Annotated in this window: 1 protein-coding gene; it reads right to left on the bottom strand. The window is 76.0% G+C overall.

Translation table 11 applies throughout. The annotated features are described in order from the left end of the window. Nucleotides 1-90 precede the first annotated feature (90 nt). Nucleotides 91-20,382 carry a non-ribosomal peptide synthase/polyketide synthase gene (locus tag JK361_RS05445; protein WP_201814504.1) on the bottom strand — a complete coding sequence of 6,764 codons (20,292 nt, stop codon included), beginning with the start codon at nt 20,380-20,382 and terminating at the stop codon, nt 91-93. Between the last annotated feature and the right edge of the window lie 3 nt (nt 20,383-20,385).

Below are 20,385 nucleotides of genomic sequence, written 5' to 3'. Positions count from 1 at the left end.
CGGGGTCGTGGTGGCCGGTCGGGGCGCGGGGCGAGCGCGGGCCGCGCCGGCCGGGCGGCCGGGGCGGCGCCTCGCGGGGCCGGAGTTTCGTCACCGGCCTCCCCTGGCGTGCCGGGCGAGGTGGCGCAGGGCCTCGGCGAACTCCTCGGCCACCCGGCGCACGGTCTCCGTGTCGTGGACGGCGGGCCGGTGGTGCCAGGTGAAGGCGAGCCGGCCGTGCTGCACCGCGCCCACCACCTCCACCGGGTGCGAGCCGGGGTCCCGGGGGTCGTGGTCCTGCCCGAAGGATCCGTGCTCGGCGCGGACCAGGCCGCCGTCCGCGGTCTCGGGCCTGGCATCCCACTGCCCCAGGTAGTTGAACACCACCTGTCCGTGCGCGCGGGCACCGAGGCGCTCGCGGACCTCGGGCGGACCGAAGGTGCGCAGGGCGCCGAAACCGATGCCGTTGCCGGGTACGGCGCGCAGCTGCCGGCGCACCGACTTCACCAGGGACCGCCAGTCGCGGTCCGGGCCGAGGTCGCCGGCGTCGGGCACCTCGACGGCGACCGGGTAGACCGTGGTGAACCAGCCGACGGTGCGCGAGAGGTCGACGCCGTCGAGCAGGTCCTCACGGCCGTGGCCCTCCAGGTCGAAACGCACCCGGTCGTGTCCGGTCCAGCGGGCGAGCGCCAGGGCCAGCGCGGCGAGCAGGACGTCGTTGACCCGGGTGCGGTAGGCGGTCGGCGCGGAGCGCAGCAGGGCCGTGGTGTCCTCCTCACCCAGCTCCACGCTCACCACGGCGGCCGGTCCGGCCTCGGACGCCGGGACCGGATCGGCCGCGGTGGGCTCGGTGTCGGACGCCGGGACCGGGTCGGCCGCGGTGGGTTCCGCGCCGGATACCGGGACCGGATCGGCCGCGGTGGGCTCGGTGTCGGACACCGGGGCCGGGTCGGTCGCATTGGCGTCGGTGTCCACCGCCTGCTGCCAGTGGGGCAGTTCGTGGTCGAGGCCGCCCTCGGCCACGTGCGCGGCCAGGCGCCGGGACCACTCCCGGAAGCTGGTGCCGCGCTCCCCCAGCGTGACCGGACCGCCCTGGCGGGCCTGCCGGTAGGCGGTCTCCAGGTCGTCGCGCAGGATGCGCCAGGAGACGGCGTCCACCACCAGGTGGTGGGCGACGAGGAGGAGGAACGCGGGCCGGTCCGGGGCGCCGGTGAACAGGGCCGCCCGCAACTGCGGTCCGTGGGCCAGGTCGAAGCCGGCGTGCAGTTCGTCGGCGGCCTTCGCCATGGCGGCGTCGGCGTCCTCGGCGGACAGCCCGGTCAGGTCGTGCCCGACGAGGATGTCCTGGCCGGCGGCGGGCGGCGGGTTGAACTGCCGCCAGCCGTCCGCCTCCCGGGTGAACCGCATGCGCAGGGCGTCGTGGTGGTCCAGCAGCGCGTCGAGCGCGGCCCGCAGCGCCTCCGGGTCGGGGGTGCCGTCGAGTTCCAGGAGGGCCGACTGGTTGAAGTGGTGGTGGGCCGCGCGGGGCGTGGTCAGGAACCACTCCTGGATCGGGGTGAGCGGCACCTCGCCGGTCACCGGGCCGTCGTCGGACCGCCGGGGCGCGGTGCGGACCACGGTGGCGAGTTCGGCGACGGTCTGGTGCGTGAACAGGTCGCGGGTGGCGACGTGCAGGCCGTCGCGGCGCAGCCGCGAGACGACCTGCATGCTCAGGATCGAGTCACCGCCGAGCGCGAAGAAGTTGTCGTCGGCGCCGACCTCCTCGATGCCCAGCACATCGGCCCAGATCCGGGCGACCCGGCGTTCGGTGTCGGTGCGCGGCGCGGTCCGCGGGCCGTCCGCGGCCTGCACCGGGCCGGGCGCGGGCAGGGCCCGCCGGTCGGTCTTGCCGCTCGGGGTGAGCGGCAGCCGGTCCAGCGGTACGAAGACCGACGGCACCATGTGCGGCGGCAGCAGACCGGCCAGGTGCAGCCGCAGCTCGCCGACGGCCAGCCCGGCGCCGGACGGCTGCGCGGGTACGACGTAGGCGACGAGCCGGGCCGGGGCGCCGGGCGTCTGCTCCGCGCGTACGACGACGACGGCGTCCCGCACCAGTTCGCTGCGGCGCAGCGCGCTCTCGATCTCGCCGGGCTCGATCCGGAAGCCGCGCAGCTTGACCTGGTCGTCGGCGCGTCCGGCGAACCGGAGCCGGCCGTCGGCGGTCCAGCGGACCAGGTCCCCGGTGCGGTACATCCGCTCCCCCGGCGCGCCGAACGGGTCGGGCACGAACCGCTGGGCGGTCAGTCCCGGCCGGCCCAGATAGCCGCGGGCGAGGCCGGGCCCGGCGAGGTACAGCTCCCCGGTCACACCCGGCGGTACGGGGCGCAGCGCGGCGTCCAGCACCCGGACGCGGGTGGCGCCGGAGGGGCGGCCGATGGACGGGGCGCCGGTGCCGGGGGTCAGCGGGCCGGTCCAGGTGGCGACCACGGTGGCCTCGGTGGGCCCGTAGGAGTTGATCATCCGGCGGCCGGGGGCCCAGGTGTCGACCAGGTCGGCCGGGCACGCCTCGGCGCCCACGATCAGGGTGCGCAGGTGGGGCAGGGCGGCGGCGGTCTCCGGCGGGACGGTGGCCAGTGCCGCCGGGGGGATCAGCGTGTGGCTGATCCGCCGTTCGGCGAGCACCTCCGCGAGCCGCTCCCCGACCAGCGGCCCCTCCTCGCCGGTGACCAGTGCGGCCCCGCCGAGCAGGGAGACGCACAGCTCCAGCACGGAGGCGTCGAAGCTCGGCGAGGCGAACTGGAGCACCCGGTCGCCGGGGCCGGACGCGTACTGTTCGGCGGCTGCCGCGGCGAAGGAGGCGAGACCCCGGTGGGTGACGACGACGCCCTTGGGGGTGCCGGTGGAACCGGAGGTGTAGATGACGTAGGCGGGGTGGGCCGGGGTGAGGGGCGTGGTGCGGTCGGTGTCCGTGGGCGCCGTCTCCGGGCCGTCGGCGGCCCAGACCTCGGCCGGGTCGTCGAGGACCAGGTGGGCACCGGCGTCCCGGATCATGAACTCCCTGCGCTGTGGCGGGTAGTCGGGGTCCACGGGCAGGAAGGCGCCGCCGGCCTTGGCGACGGCGAGCTGGGCCACCACGGTCGCCGCCGAGCGGGGCAGCGCCAGGGCCACCACGCGCTCCGGTCCTACGCCGTCCCGGGTGAGCCGGTGGGCCAGCCGGTTGGCCGCCCGGTCCACCTCCGCGTAGGTCAGCTCCCGGTCGCCGTCGATCAGCGCCACCGCATCCGGGGTGCGGGCCGCCTGCCGTTCGAACAGGGCGGGCAGGGTGGCTTCGGGCACCGGGCGGAAGGTGCCCCGGCCCTGGTCCAGGAGGGTCTTCAGCTCGTCGTCGGAGGTCAGCGGCAGCGCGCCGAGCGGCCGGCCGGGGTCCTCGGCGATGGCGCCCAGCAGGCTGCCGAGCTGTCCGGCCATGCGCTCGGCCGTGGCCGGGTCGAACAGGTCGGTGTTGTAGGTGAGCAGGCCGTGCAGGGCTCCGGAGCCGGTCTCGGCGAATTCCAGGGTGAGGTCGAACGCGGCCTGTTCCGAGTCCGGTTCGACGTCGGTGACCTCCAGTCCGGGCAGGTCGAGGCCGGCGGCCGGGGTGTTCTGGAGGACGACCATGACCTGGAAGAGCGGGCTGCGGCTGGTGTCGCGGACGGGCTGGACCTCGTCCACGACCCGTTCGAACGGCACGTCCTGGTGGGCGAAGGCGTCGAGGACGGTCTGCCGTACGTCGGTCAGGAAGCCGGTGAAGGGCCGCTCGGCCTCGGCCCGCGAGCGCAGCACCAGCGTGTTGACGAAGAATCCGACGAGGGACTGGGTCTCGGGCCGGTCGCGGCCGGAGGTGACGGTGCCGACGGCGATGTCCTCGGCGCCGGAGATCCGGGCGAGGTAGGTCTGGGCGGCGGCGACGAGCGTGGTGAACAGGGTGGTGCCGTGGTCCCGGGCGAGCCGGGTGAGCCGCCGTACGGTGCGGGCGGGCAGCACCAGCCGGGTGGTCGCGCCGGCGCTGGTGCGCACCGCCGGCCGGGGCCGGTCGGTGGGCAGGTCCAGCGGTGCGCTGCCGGCCAGTTGTTCCTTCCAGTAGGCGAGGTGCTCGTCGGCGCCGGTCTCCCCGGCGGTGCGCTGCCAGTGCGCGTAGTCGGCGTACTGCACCGGCAGGGGCGGCAACTCCGTTTCTTCGGCGTCGAGTTCGGCTCGGTAGCAGTGGGCGAGGTCGCCGAGCAGGACGGAGGTGGACCAGCCGTCGGTGACGATGTGGTGCAGGGCCAGGCCGAGCACGTGCTCGTCCGGGGCGAGCCGGATGAGGCCGGCGCGCAGCAGCGGGCCCTCGCGCAGGTCGAAGGGGCGGGTGCGTTCCCCGGCGAGCAAGCGGCGCAGCGCCGACTCCCGTTCGGCCTCCGGCACCCGGGACAGATCGCGCACGGGCAGCGGTACGTCCTGCGGCGGGTGGACGATCTGGATGCCGTGGCCGTCGACGCTGTCGAAGGTGGTGCGCAGGGATTCGTGCCGGGCCACCACGGCGCCAAGGGCCGCGCGGAGCGCATCGGCGTCCAGGGTGCCGCGCAGGCGCAGGGCGAGCGCGGTGACGTACTCGGCGCCGTCGGGCTCGAACTCCTGGAGGAACCAGAGGCGTTGCTGGGCGTGGGACATCGGCGCGACCGCGTCGCGAGCGACCGGGACCAGCGCCGGGCGGCCGGATCCCTGCCGGGCGTCGAGCAGCCCGGCCAGCGCGGCCGGTGTGGTGTGGGTGAACACCGCGCGGGGTGTGAGGTCGGTGTCGAAGGTCTCGGCGAGGCGGGAGGCGAGCCGGATGCTGAGGATCGAGTCGCCGCCGAGCTGGAAGAAGTCGTCCTCCACGCCGGGGGGTTCGCTGCCCAGCACCTCGCCGAAGACGTCCGCGGTGCGGCGCTCCGTCTCGGTGCGGGGCTCGACCCGCGCCCGCCGGGTTCCGGCGTCCGGCGCGGGCAGGGCGGCCCGGTCGACCTTGCCGTTGCGGCTGAGCGGGAGGGCGGTGAGCGGGACGAAGGCGGCGGGGACGAGGTAGTCGGGCAGGGTGCGCCCGGCGAAGGCCCGCAGTTCCCCGGGGTCCGCGCCGGCGGGTCCGACGACGTAGGCCACGAGCCGTTTGGCGCCGGGCCGGTCCTCGCGGGCCAGCACGGCGACGTCCACGACGTCCGGGTGGGCGGCCAGCACGGCCTCGACCTCGCCGGGTTCCACCCGGAAGCCACGGATCTTCACCTGGTCGTCGGCGCGGCCGAGGAACTCGACGGTGCCGTCCGGGCGCCGCCGGGCCAGGTCGCCCGTGCGGTACATCCGGGCGCCGGGCGGGCCGAGGGGGTCGGCGAGGAAGCGGGCCGCGGTGTCTCCGGGGCGGCCCAGGTAGCCGCGGGCGACTCCCTCGCCGGCCAGGTACAGCTCGCCCGGGCAGCCCGGCGGCACCGGTCGCAGGCGGGCGTCGAGGAGGTGCGCCCGCATGTCGTCCAGCGGGCGGCCGATGGGGACGGTGCCGGGCACCGCCGCGGGGTCGGTGAGGGCGTGGGAGGTCGCGAAGGTGGTGGTCTCGGTGGGCCCGTAGCCGTCCACGACGGTCAGGCCGGGGCAGGCGGCCAGCACCCGGCGCACGGCCTGGGCGGGGACGACGTCGCCGCCGGTCCACACCTGGGCGAGGCCCCGGAAGCAGTCGGGCGTGTCCTGTGCGAGCAGCCGGAACAGCCCGGCGGTGAGCCACAGCGCGGTCAGCTCGCCGGCGCCGGTCAGCCGGCGCAGCAGGGCCGCGTCGACGCTCTCGCCGGGGGCCACGACCACGCAGCCGCCGTTCAGGAGCGGCGCCCACACCTCGAAGGTGGCGGCGTCGAAGGCCACCGGTGAATGCAGCAGCACCCGGTCGCACACGCCGCCCGCGAACCGGCTGTCGGTGGCCAGCGCCGTCACGTCGCGGTGCCGGACCGCGACCGCCTTGGGCAGTCCGGTGGAGCCGGAGGTGAACATCACGTAGGCCAGCCGGTCGGGATCGGCGGCCGCGCCCCACTCCGCCGCGGAACGGGCACCGCCCGCCGCGGAACGGGCACCGGGCAGCACGGCCGACGGCTGCACCCCCGCCGAACCGGTGCCGGGCGTCGCGGCCGACGGCACCTCACCCACCGAACCGGCACCAGGCACCACGGCCGACGGCACCTCACCCGCCGAACCGGTGCCGGGTGTCGCGGCCGACGGCACCTCACCCGCCGAACCGGTGCCGGGCGTCGCGGGCGGCGCCTGTTTCCCGGTCTCGCCCGTGCCGTGGGCCGGACGGGCGGGCCGTGCGGACGGGGGCCGTTCCCCCTGGGTGCCGGTGCGGGCGGCGGCCACCTCGGCGGCGGTGAGCCGGACGGCCGCGCCCGCCTGGGCGAGCAGGATGCGGCGGCGCTCCTCGGGGGCCCGGGTGTCGACGGGGACGTAGGCTCCGCCGGCCATGAGCACCGCGAGTTCGGCGACGACGAGTTCGGCGGAGCGGTCCATCAGGAGCGCCACCCGCTCCTCGGCCGCCAGCCCGCCGGCCACCAGTCGTCCGGCCAGTGAGCGGGCCCAGTCGTCGAGTTGACGGTAGGTCAGTGAAAGGTCGCCGTCGCGGACCGCGGTCGCGTCCGGGGTCCGGCGGGCCTGCTCGGTGAACAGGTCCACGGGGCTGCGCGGGGCGGCCCGGCGGGCGGTGGTGTTCCAGGCGGCCAGCAGGTCGCGGTCGGCCGGGGTGAGCAGGTCCAGGTCGGCCAGGTCGGTGTCGAACCCGTCGGCGAGGGCGGTGAGCAGGGCGGCCAGCCGGTCCGCGGCGCGCTCGGCGGTGGCGGGGTCGAACAGGGCGGGGTCGTAGGCCAGGTCGAAGCCGAGCCGCTCGGCCAGGTGGGCGCGCAGGCACCAGGGGAAGGTGGTGGCGTCGTCGGCGCGGACCTCCTCGACCCGGACGCCGGTGCGGGCCGTGGCCGACTCGTCCACGGGGTAGTTCTCGAACACGATCATGCTGTCGAACAGCGCTTCCCTGGACGGCACCTCGCTGACGGCCTGGATGCGGGGCAGGGCGAGGAAGTCGAAACGGCGGGCGTCGCTCTGCCGTTCCTGGAGTCCGCGCAGCCAGGGCAGCACCGGCCCGGCGGGGACGCGGACGCGGGTCGGCACGGTGTTGATGAACATGCCGATCATGCCTTCGACACCGGGCAGTTCGGCCGGGCGGCCGGAGACGGTGGTGCCGAACACCACGTCGTCCCGGCCGCTGGAGCGGGCCAGCAGCAGGGCCCAGGCGCCCTCCAGCACGGTGTTGACGGTGAGGCCGGCGCGTGCGGCGGTCTCCCGCAGCCGCCGCGAGACGCGCGCGTCCAGCTCGTGGTGGACGGCGGCGGCGGACCGGGCGCGGTGGGCCTCGGCGGGCGTTCGGTCGTACGGCAGCGGGGTGCGGGTGGTGAACCCGGCGAGCACGTCGGCCCAGTGCCGCTCGGCCGCCGTCTCGTCCTGTTCGCGCAGCCAGTGCAGGAAGTCCGCGAAGGGCCGCCGTACCGGTGGTGCCGGGTCCGGGCCGCCGGTGAGCGCGGCGTACCGCTCGCACACCTCGGTGAGCAACTGCCCGGTGCTCCAGCCGTCGAGGACGATGTGGTGGGTGGACCACAGCAGCAGCACCTCGTCGCCGGGCAGGGCGGCCAGGGTGAGGCGGGTGAGCGGGGCGGTGGTGAGGTCCATGCCGGCCGCGCGGTCCTCGGTGAGCAGCCGCTCGGTGGCCTCCGCCCGCTGGGCCGGGGCGAGGGTGCGCCAGTCGAGGTGGGTGACGGGCAGTTCGGCGCGGCGGTGGACCACCTGGACCGGGTGGGGCAGCCCGTGCCAGTGGACGCTGGAGCGCAGCGCCGGGGTGCGGTCGGCGACCTGCTGCCAGGCCGTGGCGAAGGCGCCCGGGTCGGCCACGCCGGACAGTCGTACGGCCGTACGGTCGAAGTAGGCGTGCTCGGTGTCCACGAGGCCGTGGAAGAGCATGCCGGACTGAAGCGGGGTGAGCGGCAGGACGTCCTCGACGTGCCGGCCGGTGCCGACGAGCGTGTCCAGCCGGTCCTGTCCGAGGCCGGCGAGGGGGAAGTCGGAGGGGGTACGGCCGCCCGCTCCGGGGCGGGCGCAGTGCGCCACGATGTCCCGCAGGGCCGTGAGCGTGCCCTCGGCGAGCCGGCGGACGGTGGCCTCGTCGTAGACGGCCGCCGGGTAGGTCCAGCCGAGTTCCAGGCGGCCTTCCTGGACCACTCCGGTGATGTCCAGGAGGTAGGGGCGGGGTTCGTCCGGGTCGGTGTCCCGGCCGGCCGGGGGGAGGGAGCCGCGGAACAGGCCGTCGGCGCCGCCGGTGTCCCACTGGCCGTGGTAGTTGAAGCCGACGAGGGGTGCCGGGGCCCCGCCGAGCGGGCTGCCGGGCACGAGGTGGCGCAGGGCGCCGTGGCTCAGGCCGTGCAGCGGCACCGCGCGCAGTTGCTCCTTGACCGAGCGGAGGGTGGCGTGCCAGCCGGCGTCCGGGTCGGCGGTGAGGGCGAGCGGGTACTCGGCGGTGAACCAGCCCACGGTCCGTGACAGGTCGAGGTCCTCGAAGAGGTCCTCCCGGCCGTGGCCCTCGACGCCCAGCAGGACCGTGTCGCGTCCGCACCAGCGGGCCAGGGTGCGGCCGAGGGCGCTGAGCAGGACGTCGTTGACCTGGGTGCGGTAGGTCTCCGGGACCTTGCGCAGCAGGGCGTCGGTCGTCTCCGCGTCCAGGGTGACCGTGAGGGTGGCGGCGGTGCCGTGGGTGTTCGGCCCGGGCCGGCCCGGGGGCAGCCCGGCCGGGGCCGCGCCGGCGCGGGTCCAGTACGCCAGGTCGGTGTCCAGGGCCCCGGAGCGGGTGTGCCGGTCGAGCCGGGCGGCCCAGTGGCCGTAGGCGGTGCCCGTGGCGGGCAGTTCGACCGGGTCTCCGGCGGCGGCTGCCCGGTGGGCGGTCTCCAGGTCGGCGAGCAGGATCCGCCAGGAGACCCCGTCGATCACCAAGTGGTGGGCGGTGACGACGAGTTGGCCGGCCAGTGCCGGGCCGCGGTCGAACAGCAGGACGCGGACGACCCGGCCGGTCAGGGGGTCGAGGGCGGTCTGCGCCTCGTCCGTGAGCCGCTGGACCTCGGTCTCCAGGGCCGTGTCGTCGAGGCCCGCCACGTCGTGGCGGGTGAAGACGCCCTCCGGCGCCTCGGGCAGCACTTCCTGACGCCAGCCGTCGGCGGTGCGGCGGAACCTGGTGCGCAGGGCGGCATGCTGCCGTACGAGGGCGTCGGTGGCGTCCCGGAGTGCCCGGCCGTCCGCGTCCGGGGCGAGTTCCAGGCGCTGTGTCATGGTGAAGCGGAGCTTGTGCGCGGGGTCGCGGCCGTCCAGGTACCAGTGCTGGATCGGCGTGAGCGGCGCCTCGCGGGGTGCGGAGTCGTCGGCTGTCTCCGTCCGCGGCGCCGACTCCTTGGCGCGCAGGGCGAGTTCGGCGACCGTCTGGTGCCGGAAGACGTCCTTGGTGGTGAGGGCGAGTCCGGCCTGCCGGGCGCGTGAGACGATCTGGATGCTCAGGATGGAGTCGCCGCCGAGGGTGAAGAAGTTGTCGTGCGCGCCGACGCGTTCGACCCCGAGCACCTCCGCCCAGATCGTGGCCAGGCGCTGCTGCGCGCCGGGCCGTGGGGCGACGTACGGGGTGGTGCTGTCGGGCTGTGCGGGCGGGGCGGGCAGGGCGCGCCGGTCGGTCTTGCCGCTGGTGGTGCGGGGGATGCGGGCGAGCGTGACGAACGCGGCGGGCACCATGTGGTCGGGCAGGGTGCGGCGCAGTGCCAGGCGCAGGGCGTCGGCGGACGGGACGCGGCCGTCGGCGGGCACCACGTAGCCGACGAGCATGAGGCGGCCGGCGTGTTCGCGCGCGGTGACCGCGGCGTCGGCGACGTCCGGGTGGTCCAGGAGGGCGGCCTCCACCTCGCCGGGCTCGATGCGGAACCCGCGGATCTTGACCTGGTCGTCCACCCGGCCCAGGAACTCCAGCAGACCGTCCCGGTCCCAGCGGACGCGGTCCCCGGTGCGGTACATCCGCTCCCCCGGTGCCCCGAACGGGTCGGCGAGGAAGCGGGCGGCGGTGAGCCCCGGCCGGTTCGGATAGCCGCGGGCGACCTGTGACCCGGCCAGGTACAGCTCGCCGGGCACCCCGGGCGGCACCGGGCGCAGGGCGCCGTCGAGGACGTAGGCGCGCAGGTTGCCGCCGGGGCGGCCGATGACCGGGCGGTCGGGCCGGTCGGTGCAGCGGCCGTAGACGGCGTCGACGGTGGTCTCGGTGGGCCCGTACATGTTGTACACCGCCACGCCCAGCTCGCGTTCGGCGCGCACCAGGTCGCGCCAGCCGGCCGGGGTGACGGCCTCGCCGCCGACGAGCAGGAGGCGCGGGTGGTGGCGGCCGGGGGCGAGCAGACCGGCCGAGGTCAGTTCGCGCAGGAAGGACGGGGTGACGTTCACCAGGTCGAGGCGCTGCTCGGCGACCTGGGCGCAGAACGCCTGCGGGTCCAGGCGTACGTCCTCGTCGATCAGGTGGACCTCGTGGCCGAGGGCGAGGAGCAGCGGTCCTTCCCAGGAGGTGTCGAAGGAGAAGGAGGCGCTGAGGGCGGCCCGCAGCCGTCGTCCGCCGGCGGTGTGCGGGGCGAGCAGGCCCGTGCGGTGGTCGTGGCAGAGGTTGACCAGCTGCCGGTGTTCCACGGCGACGCCCTTGGGGCGGCCGGTGGAGCCGGAGGTGTAGACGATGTACGCGGTGTGCTCCGGCAGCAGCGGCCGGACGCGGTCGGCGTCGGTCGGGTCGTGCGCGGGCAGCCGGTCCCAGGGCACGGTGGTGAGGTCGGTCAGCAGGGTGTGCGGCCGGGCGTCGGCGAGGAGGAAGTCCGCGCGCTCCGCGGGCAGTCCGGGCTCCAGGCAGAGCAGTGCGGCGCCGGACTTGAGGACCGCGAGCAGCGCCACCATCAGGTCGCAGGTGCGCGGGAGCCGTACGGCGACCACGTCCTCGGCTCCGGCGCCCTGGGCTATGAGGTGGTGGGCGAGCCGGTTGGCCCGCTGGTTCAGCGCGGCGAAGCCGAGGCGGGTGTCGCGGGCGGCCAGGGCCGTGTGGTCCGGGGTACGCGCGGCCTGGGCCTCGAACAGGGCGGGGAAGGTGGTGTCCGGCTCGGGAAGCCGGGCGCCCTGCCCCTGGCGGAGCACCTGCCGCCGCTCGTCGTCGGTCATCAGCGGCAGCCGGCCCACGGGCTGACCGGGGTCCTCGGCGGCGGCCTCCAGCAGGACGCGCAGGCGGGCGGCGAGGTCTTCGGCGGTGGCGGCGTCGAAGAGGCCGGTGTTGTACTCCAGGTAGCCGGTGAGGCCGTCGTCGCCGGCCACGAAGTCGAAGGCGAGGTCGAAGGTGGCCGTGCGGACCGGCGGGGTCACCGGCTCCACCGCCAGGCCGGGCAGCCGGGGCGGCTCGGCGTCGAGGTTGTGCAGGGCGACCATGACCTGGAAGAGCGGGGTGCGGCTGGTGTCCCGCTCGGGCTGGAGGGCGTCCACCACGCGCTCGAAGGGCACCTCCTGGTGCGCGAACGCCTCCAGGACGCCCGTGCGCACCTCGGCCAGCAGCTCCCGGAAGGGCAGTTCGGGGCGGACCCGGGCGCGCAGCACCAGCGTGTTGACGAACATGCCGACCACGTCGTGCAGTTCGGGGCGTTCCCGGCCGGCGGTGACGGTGCCGACGGTGACGTCCTGCCGGCCGGCCAAGCGGGCGAGCAGGACCTGGCAGGCGGTCACCAGGGTCATGTACAGGGTCGCGTCGGCGTCCCGGCCGCGCTCGCGCAGCCGCTCGGTCAGCGCGGCGGGCAGGGTGAACGTCACCAGGGCGCCGTCGCGGGTGCGCACGGCCGGGCGCGGCCGGTCGGTGGGCAGCTCCAGCGGTGTCACGCCGTCCAGGGTCCGGCGCCAGTAGGCCAGTTCGGACTCGGCACGGTCGGCGCGGGCCCGTTGCCAGGACGCGTAGTCGGTGTAGCGGACGGGCAGTGCGGGCAGCTCGGGGTCGCGGTGCTCCAGTGCGGCGGCGTACAGCTCGCCCAGGTCGCGGGCCAGGACACCGATGGACCAGCCGTCGGTGACGATGTGGTGCACGGCCAGGACGAGGACGTGTTCGTCGGCGGTGAGGCGGGCCAGGCGGGCGCGCAGCAGGGGGCCGCCGGCCAGGTCGAAGGGGGTGGCGGCCGCGCGGTCCAGGAGGGCGTCGAGGGCCGCGCTGTCCGCGAGGTCCTCCACGGGGAGGTCCACGGGGCGCGGCGGATGGACGATCTGCCGGGCCTGGCCGTCGTGTTCGGCGAAGGTGGTGCGCAGGGCCTCGTGCCGGGCGACCAGGCCGTCCAGGGCGTTCCCCAGGGCGGCGGTGTCGAGCGGGCCGCGCAGCCGCAGCACGGACAGGGTCGTGTACTCGGTGCTGCCCGGCTCGAACCGGTCGAGGAACCACAGGCGTTGCTGGGCGTAGGACAAGGGCGCCGGGGTGTCGCCGGCGGCGGCCGGGATGGCGTCGGCGAGGTTGCCGGGCCGGGGTTCGCCCAGGGCCGCCGCGAGGTCGGACAGCGTGGGGTGGGTGAACAGCAGCCGGGGCGAGACGTCCGTGCCGAAGGCGGTGCGCAGCCGGGAGGTGACGCGCACGGCGAGGATGGAGTCGCCGCCGAGGGCGAAGAAGTCGTCGTCGGCGCCGACTTCGCCAGTGCCCAGGACGTCCCTCCACGCGGCGGCGACCAGCCGTTCGGCGGGGGTGCGCAACGGGGTCCGCGCGCCGTCGGCGGCGAAGCCCTCGGGGCCGGGCGCGGGCAGGGCGCGCCGGTCGAGCTTGCCGTTGACGGTGAGGGGCAGCGCGGGCATCGGCACATAGGCGGCCGGCACCATGTGCGCGGGCAGCAGCCCCTCCAGGTGGGCGCGGAGTTCGGCGGCGGACGGGGGCGGTGTGACGCGGTCTCCGGTGCCGGTGCCCACGACATGGGCGACCAGCCGGCGTGTTCCGGCGGTGTCCTCGTACACGCCGACGGCGGCCGCTGCGACGCCCGGGTGGCTGTGCAGGGCGGCCTCGATCTCGCCGGGTTCGATGCGGTAGCCGCGGATCTTCACCTGCTGGTCGGCGCGGCCCAGGTACTCCAGGGTGCCGTCGGCCCGCCAGCGAGCCCGGTCCCCCGTGCGGTACATGCGGGTGCCGGGCCGGCCGAACGGGTCGGCGGGGAACCGGGTCGCGGTGAGGCCGGGCCGGTTCAGGTAGCCGCGCGCCAGGCCCTCCCCGGCGACGAACAGCTCGCCCACGGCGCCGGGCGGCACCGGCTGGAGGGTGTCGTCGAGGACGTAGAGCCGCAGGTCGGGGATACCGGTGCCGATGGGGCTGGCGGTGCCGGAGCGGACCGTCGAGCGGTCGAGCGCGGCGTGGGTGACGTGCACGGTGGTCTCGGTGATGCCGTACATGTTCACCAGGCGGGGCGCGGTGTCCGGGTGCCGGGTGTACCAGTCCGCGAGCCGGGTCACGTCCAGCGCCTCGCCGCCGAAGACCACGGTGCGCAGGGCCAGCCGGGCTCCCACGTCGGGCAGTTCGGCGTCCGCGCGGATCAGCGGATAGAACGCGGAGGGGGTCTGGTTGAGGACGGTGACCCGCTCGTCGGCGAGCAGGCGCAGGAAGTCCTCCGGGGAGCGGGCGGTGTCCTCGGGGACGATCACGAGGCGGCCGCCGTGCAGCAGCGGGCCCCACAGTTCCCACACCGAGAAGTCGAAGGCGTAGGAGTGGAAGAGGGTCCACACGTCGTCGGGGCCGAAGCCGAACCAGTGCCGGGTGCGGGTGAACAGGCGGACCACGCCCGCGTGCGGGACGACGACGCCCTTGGGCCGGCCGGTGGAGCCGGAGGTGTAGATGGCGTAGGCGGGGCTCTCGGGCAGGGCGGGGCGGGCCGGGGCGGCGGGCGGGCGCCGGGTCAGGTCGGCGCGTACCTCGGGGTCGTCCAGCGGCAGGACCGGCACGGTGGTCTCGGCCCGGGTCCCGGTCGTGGTGACCAGTGCCACCGGCCCGGCGTCCGCGAGCAGCTGCCGGACGCGCTCGGCGGGCAGCGCGGGGTCGATGGGCAGGTAGGCGGCGCCGGTCTTGAGGACGGCGAGGACGGCGACGACGAGATCGGTGGAGCGGGGCAGCGCGAGGGCGACGAACCTCTCCGGTCCGGCGCCGAGTTCGGCGAGCCGGTGGGCGAGCTGTCCGGAGCGGGCGTCCAGGCCGGCGTAGTCGAGCCGGTCGTCGCCGCAGGTGACGGCCTCGGCGTGGGGGGTCCGGGCGGCCTGGGCCGCGAAGAGGCCGTGCAGGGTGTCGGCGGGCCGGCCCTCCTCGGTGCCGTTCCAGTCGGCCAGGATCCGCCGCCGTTCCCCGGCGGTCGTCCAGGCGAGCGTGCGCACGGGCCGGTCCGGGTCGTCGGCCAGCTCGGTGAGCAGCAGGCACAGCCGGTCGGCGATGCCCTGCACGGTGGTGGCGTCGAACAGTTCGGGGTCGTAGGCGAGGTCGAAGCCGAACCGCTCGCCCTGGTAGGCCCGCAGCACGAGCGGGTAGTTGGTGGCGTCGCGGGCGGAGACGTCCGCCAGGCGTATCGCGGAGCCAGCCGAACGGGCCTGGTCGAAGGGGTAGTTCTCGAAGGCCACCATGCTGTCGAACAGCGGGCTGCCGGCGGGCACGTCGCTGAGCGAGGTCAGCTCGGCGAGGGACACCGCCGCGAACCGCCGCGCCTCGGCCTGTGCCTCCTGTAGCTCCGCGAGCCAGGCGACGGCGGTGCGGTCGCCGTCCACGCGGACGCGGGTGGGCAAGGTGTTGATGAACATGCCGACCATCGACTCGACGCCGGGCAGGTCGTCGGGGCGTCCGGAGACGGTGGTCCCGAACAGCACGTCCCGCTCGGCGCTGTAGCGGGACAGCAGCAGCGCCCAGACGCCCTGCACCACGGTGCCGAGGGTGAGTCCGGCCGCGCGGGCGGTGCGGGCCAGCCGCGCGGAGACCTCGGCGGACAGCCCGGCCGTGTGCACGCCCGCGGACCGGGTCTCGTGCCCGGGGCGCCGGACGCGGTCGGCGGGCAGCGGGGTGGGGGTGGCGAACCCGGCGAGGACGGCCGACCAGTGCGCGTGCGCCGCCGCGCCGTCCTGCCCGGCCAGCCAGCGCACGTAGTCGCCGAACGGCCGGCGTGCCGTGGGCCGTGGCGGGGCACCGGTGGTGAGCGCCGTGTACTCCTCGAACACCTCGGTGAGCACCTGGGCCAGGCTCCAGCCGTCGAGGATCAGATGGTGGGAGGTCCACAGCAGGTGCAGCCGGGCGTCGGGCAGCCGGACGAGGGTGAGCCGCATCAGGGGCGCCGTGCCGAGGTCCAGGCCGCGTTCGAGGTCGTCGGCGCGCAGCCGGGCCAGCCGCTCGGCCCGCTCCCCCGCGTCCGTCTCCCGCCAGTCCAGCAGGGTGACCGGGACGGCGACCCGGCGGTGCACGACCTGGAGGGGTACCGGCACGCCCTCCCACACCACGGAGGTGCGCAGGGCGGGGGTGCGGTCGGTCACCCGTTGCCAGGCCAGGGCGAGGGCGTCAAGGTCGGTCACCCCTTCCAGCAGGAGTGCGGCCTGGTCGACGTACACGTCGTCCGGTCCGCCGACCAGCCGGTGGAAGAGCATGCCCTCCTGGAGCGGGGTGAGCGGCAGCAGATCCTCCACGTCCCGGCCGTCGCCGGCGAGGCGGTCCACGCCGGCCTGGTCCAGGCGGGCGAGCGGGAAGTCGGAGGGGGTGCGGCCGCCCGCGTCGGGGCGGGCGCAGTGCCGGGCGATGCCGGCGAGGGCCCGCACCATGCCGTCGGCCAGTTCCCGGACGGTGCCGGGCCGGTGCACCTGGTCGCTGTAGTGCCAGGTGATCTCCAGTTCGCCGTCGGTGACCAGGGCGGACACGTCCAGGAGGTGGTCCAGCGGCGCGCCGGGGTCCATGTCCCGGCCGGGTACGTCGGCGACGGGCGCGAAGTCCCCGCCGGCGGGCGCCTCCCACTGGCCGTGGTAGGTGAAGCACACCTGCGGGAGCGGCAGTTCGCCGAGGGCGCGGGCTTCGGGCCGGGGTGAGCCGAGGTGGCCCAGCGCCTGGTAGCTCAGGCCGCGGCGGGGCACGGCCCGCAGCCGTTCCTTGACGGCCTTGAGCGTGCTGCCCCAGTCGTCCGGCCCAGCCGGGGTCAGGGTGACCGGGTACTGGGTGGTGAACCAGCCGACCGTGCGGGACAGATCGGCGCCTTCGGCCAGGTCCTCCTCCCGGCCGTGGCCCTCCAGGGCGACGGTCACCCGGTCCGCGCCCGTCCAGTCGGCCAGCACCCGGCCAAGCGCGCTCAGCAGCACGTCGTTGACCTGCGTGCGGTACACGCCCGGGACCCGCCGCAGCAGCGCCTGCGTGGTGGCGCGGTCCACCCGTGTGCGGACGGTGCGCACGGACCCGGCGAGCGGGGTGCCGAAGAGGTCGACGGGGAGCGGGGTGCGCGGATGCGCGGTCTCCCGGGTCCAGTACGGCAGGTCGTCGTCCAGGTCGCCGGCCCGGACCCGGTCGGCCAGGGTGCGCGCCCAGTCGGCGAACGGCGTGTGCTCGGGCTCCGGCCTGGGCTCCTCGCCGGCAGCGGCCTGCCGGTAGGCCTGTTCCAGGGCGGCCAGCAGCACGCGCCAGGAGACGCTGTCGACGGCCAGGTGGTGGGCCGTGAGGAACAGCCGGGGACGCTCGGGGCCGGTGAGCAGGGCCGCCCGCAGCAGGGTTCCGGTCTCGGGGTCCAGGGCCGCGCGGGCGGCCTCCGCGGCCTCGGCGGGTGAGGTCTCGGGGCCGTGGCGGGTCAGCAGTGTGGTGGCCGGTCCGGTGCCGGGCAGCTGCCGCCGGCCCTCCGCCGTGCGGACGAAGCGCGCCCGCAGCGCCGGGTGCCGGGCCACGACGGCCTCCAACGCCCTTTCCAGGGCCGGCTCGTCGAGGTCGTACGGCAGGTCCAGCAGCATCGACATGCTGAAGTGCGCGAGCGGCCCGTGGGTGGCGAAGAACCACTCCTGGACCGGGGTGAGCGGGGCCGGTCCCTCCTCGTGGGGGCGCCGGGGTGCGGGCACGGCGGCGGTGCGCCGGGACGCGGCCGCGGCCAGGTCGGCGACCGTCTGGTGCCGGAAGACGTCCTGCGAGCCGATGCCGAGACCCGCGGCGCGGGCCCGGGAGACGGCCTGGATGCTCAGGATCGAGTCGCCGCCCAGTTCGAAGAAGTTGTCCGTGACGCCCACCCGGGCCAGCCCGAGCACCTCGGCCCAGATGGCGGCCAGGGTCTCCTCGACGGGGGTGCGCGGCGCGACGAACTCCCTGTGCGGGTCGCCGGCTTCGAGGTCGGGGGCGGGCAGGGCGCGGCGGTCCAGCTTGCCGCTGGTGGTCAGCGGCAGCGCGTCCAGCGAGGTGAAGGAGGAGGGCACCAGGGCGTCCGGCAGGACCTCGCGCAGGGCCGCCCGCAGCTCGGCCGGGGCGGGCCCGGGCGCGCCGGGCGCGGGGACGACGTAGGCGGCCAGGCGGGTGTGGCCGTGTGCGTCGGGCAGCGCGACGACCGCGGCGGCGGCGATGCCGGGCAGCGCGAGCAGGGCGGCCTCGATCTCGCCGGGCTCGATGCGGTGGCCGCGCACCTTGACCTGGTCGTCGGCGCGCCCGAGGTAGTCGAGTCGGCCGTCGGCGGTCCACCGGGCCAGGTCGCCGGTGCGGTACATGCGGGTGCCGGGCGGCCCGTACGGGTCGGGGAGGAAGCGGGCCGCGGTCAGGCCCGGCCGGCCGGCGTAGCCCCGGGCCAGCTGGGCGCCCGCGAGGTACAGCTCGCCGCCGACACCGGGCGGCACCGGCTGGAGCCGGGCGTCCAGCACATAGGCCCGTACCCCGGGCAGGGGGCGGCCCACCAGCGGGCGGTCGCCGCCCTCGATACGGCAGGACAGGGCGTCGACCGTGCACTCCGTGGGGCCGTAGAAGTTGTGGGCGGCCACGTCCGGGTGGGCGGCCAGTTCGCGCCAGAGCGCGGGGCCGACCGCCTCGCCGCCGAGCATGAGGACCCGGGGGTGGTGCCGGGGGTCGGTGAGCAGCCCGGCGGGCAGCAGCTGCCGCAGGTAGGAGGGGGTGACGTCGAGGAAGTCGACGCGGTGCTCGACGACGTACTCGACCAGGGCGGCCGGGTCCATCCGCGTGGTCTCGTCGACCAGGTGCAGCGGGTGGCCGTCGGCCATCAGCAGCACGCCTTCGAGGGAGGTGTCGAAGGAGAAGGACGCGGTGAGCGCGACCCGCAGCGGGCCGCCGCCCGCCTCGGCGACGAAGCCGGCCCGGTGGGCGGCCAGCAGGCGGGCCGCCGAGCGGTGGGTGACGGCGACGCCCTTGGGGCGGCCGGTGGAGCCGGAGGTGTAGATGACGTACGCGGTGTGGTCGGGGTGCAGGGGGGCGCGCCGGTCGGCGTCGGTGGGATCGGTGTCCGGGGCGGTGGCGGGCACCGCGCGCAGGGCGGTCTCGTCCAGGACCAGTGCCGGGCGGGCGTCGTCCAGCAGGAAGCGGACGCGTTCCCCGGGCAGGGCCGGGTCCAGCGGCAGGTAGCCGGCGCCGGACTTCCAGACGGCGAGGATCGCGACGATCATGTCGGCGGTGCGCGGCAGTCGCAGCGCGACCAGGTGCTCGGGTCCGGCGCCGTGGGCGATGAGGTGGTGGGCGAGCCGGTTGGCGCGGGAGTTGAGCGTGGCGTAGTCCAGCCGTTCGCCGCCCGCGACGAGGGCGAGGGCGTCGGGGGTGCGGGCCGCGCGGCGTTCGAAGAGGGCCGGGTAGGGGGTGTCGTCCACGGTGTGGTGCGCGGGCGTGTTCCAGTCGTGGACGACACGCCGCACCTCCTCCCCGGACATCAGGGGCAGGCTGCCCAGCGGGCGGTCCGGGGCGTCGGCGGCGCCCTGGAGCAGGCGCAGCAGCTGTCCGGCCAGCCGCTCGGCCGTGGCGGGGTCGAACAGGTCGGTGCGGTACTCCAGCAGACCGGTCAGCGCCGTGCCGTCCGGCACGAACTCGATGCTGAGGTCGAAGGTGGCCGCCTGCCGGGGCACGGTGACCGGGGCCGTGGCGAGCCCGTGCGGGGCGGTCGCGGCGGGCGGGTCGGGGTGCAGCAGCACCATCACGTCGAACAGCGGGTTGCGGCCCGCCTCGCGGGGTGCGCCCACCGCCTCCACGATCCGCTCGAACGGTGTGTCGCCGTGCGCGAAGGCGTCGTTGACCGTGCCGGCCGCCTCGGCCAGCAGGTCGCGGAAGGACCCGGAGGCGTCCACCCGGGTGCGGAGCACGACGGTGTTCACGAAGAATCCGACGGTCCGTTCGAGGTCGGTGCGGGACCGGCCCGGGGTGAGGGAGCCGACGGTGATGTCGTCCTGGCCGGACCAGCGGGCCAGCAGGGCCTGGGTGGCGGCGACCAGGGCGGTGTGCAGGGTGCTGTGGTGTTCTCTGGCGAGGTCGCGCAGGCGCGCGGTGAGGCCGGCGGGGACGGTGAAGGTGTGGACGGCACCCGCGCCCGCCTCCTCGCCGCGCCGGGGCCGGTCCAGGGGCAGTTCGGGTGCCACGGCGCCGGTGAGCCGCTGCCTCCAGTGGGCGAGGTGGCGTTCGAGGCGGGCCCCGGAGAGCCGTTCCCGTTGCCACACCGCGAAGTCCGGGTACTGCGTGGCCACCGGGGGCAGTTCCGGGGCGGAGCCGCGCGCGAGGGCGTCGTAGGCGGTGCACAGCTCGTCCAGGACCACGCCCATCGACCAGCCGTCCGTGACGATGTGATGGGCCGTCAGGATCAGGACGTGGGATTCCTCCGACTCGCGCAGCAGCAGGGCGCGCAGCAGGGGACCGTTCCGCAGGTCGAAGGGGCGGGAGTACTCGGCGAGCAGGTCCGCGTCGAGGTCACCGGTGTCCCGCAGCGGCAGCGGCACCGGGCCCGCCGGGTGCACACGCTGCACCGGCCGGCCGTCGGTCTCCTCGAAGGTGGTGCGCAGGGCCTCGTGCCGGGCCACGACCGCGGCCAGGGCGGTGCCCAGCGCGTCGTGGTCCGGCGCGCCGGTGAGACGGACCGCGACCGCGCTGTTGTAGCGGGCGTCGCCGGGCCGCAGCCGGTCCAGGAACCACAGCCGCTGCTGCGCGAAGGACAGCGGCAGCGGGTGCTCCCGGTCGGCGCGCGGGATGCCCGGCCGGGCGGCCTGTGCCGCGCCGCCGGCCCGTCCGGCGAGCCGCCGGCGCAGCGCCTCCCGCAGCTCGTCGGGCAGTGCCTCGGCCCGGTCCCGGGGGGAGCGCCGCGCGGGGCCGGAGGGGTTCGAAGGTGTCGAAGACGTCATGGT

This window comes from Streptomyces musisoli (genome assembly GCF_016741855.1).
Taxonomy (GTDB): Bacteria; Actinomycetota; Actinomycetes; order Streptomycetales; family Streptomycetaceae; genus Streptomyces; species Streptomyces musisoli.
The sequence above is the reverse complement of the archived record's forward strand: the minus strand, read 5'-3'. Positions and strand labels throughout refer to the sequence as shown.